Origin of the sequence: Aliivibrio sp. 1S175 (assembly GCF_001690985.1) — a bacterium.
Taxonomy (GTDB): Bacteria; Pseudomonadota; Gammaproteobacteria; order Enterobacterales; family Vibrionaceae; genus Aliivibrio.
In genome coordinates, this window is record NZ_MAJS01000032.1 from 1 (window position 1) to 1,190 (window position 1,190).

Consider the following 1,190-nt stretch of genomic DNA (forward strand, 5'->3'; position numbering starts at 1 on the left):
GACTCAGTACGCACAACGCCTGCATAACACGTTTACTACTATGCAATTATACTTAATATTGACGCCTTAAAACGAGAAACACCCGGCAAACTGAGATTGCCGAGTGTAGTAAATCGTGTTGATGCATTTGTTATATTTTATTTCACCAGTTTTTTGACTACTGTACCATTTACTAAGGTTTTGACTACTATTGGTTTGCCTATTTCAAATGAACCCTCTTTATCTACCTCATCAATAGCTGTCTCCATAAATGCCACTAATTCTTCACATAGATTTAAGTTATTGCTAATGGCATGCTCCACAACTTTTTCTATGCGGTCACCAAATGTTTTTCTCATACCGATGACTGATACAGCATTTTCAGGAACATAGTGTTTATGAACAAAAACTTCGTAAACACCTTCAAGGTTTAAACGTTTATCCATTTGAAAATGATACAGCAGATCTTTTCCTGTAGAAGGACATGTTAACCCAAGAGTAAATTCGGTATACATTTCATTAAACGCTTCTTCGGACAAGCGAAATTCTTTTGCTGATTTTAATGCTGTATTAATTGAGTGTTCGACTACATCGACAATTACATCAGCAGTTAAAATTCCTTGATAATCTCGTTCAGGTATAAATAGCTCATCAGAATGATGAGAGTAATTAGCCGTCACCTCTAATTCATTACGGTCGCAGTTTTTGATTACAATGAAATCTCCTTTTTCTAGAAACTTACTTCTATAGTCAATACGAAGAAGAGATAGGTGGTTACTAATTAGGTTAATAACATGCTGTGAGGTTAAAGTGCTTCCTGCAAATGACACAAAGCACTCACACTCTTGAAAAATTAATTTATAACCACGGAAGTGAGGGCCAACCAAATAAGGTTGCCAAAGCTTAATTGGTATATTAACAATTTTTTTAAACCCTTTTAAGAGCGGTACTCTTCCGCCACCTCCCACTGTTGTAATTACACTATCAGCTATAGAAAAGAGGCCAGATTCTCTTTCACTTTTGTCTTTTGGTTTTTTAACTAAATCACCTTCCAACACGTTACTATAATCATATGTATATCCTGGACGGTGAATGTAACCCGAAATAACTAATGTCACAGATAATCCTCTATAAAATATAACGCCTGCATAACACGTTTACTACGATACAGGCTTAGCTGAATTTTACCGCCTTAATCACTGAAACTAAAG

The 1,190-nt window shown here is 35.6% G+C and carries 1 protein-coding gene; it reads right to left on the reverse strand.

The window, feature by feature from the left end; translation table 11 throughout:
- Positions 1 to 137: 137 nt before the first annotated feature.
- Complete coding sequence (locus tag A6E06_RS11340; protein ID WP_083190322.1) at positions 138 to 1,097, reverse strand: hypothetical protein; 960 nt, start codon at positions 1,095 to 1,097, stop codon at positions 138 to 140.
- Positions 1,098 to 1,190: the final 93 nt, after the last annotated feature.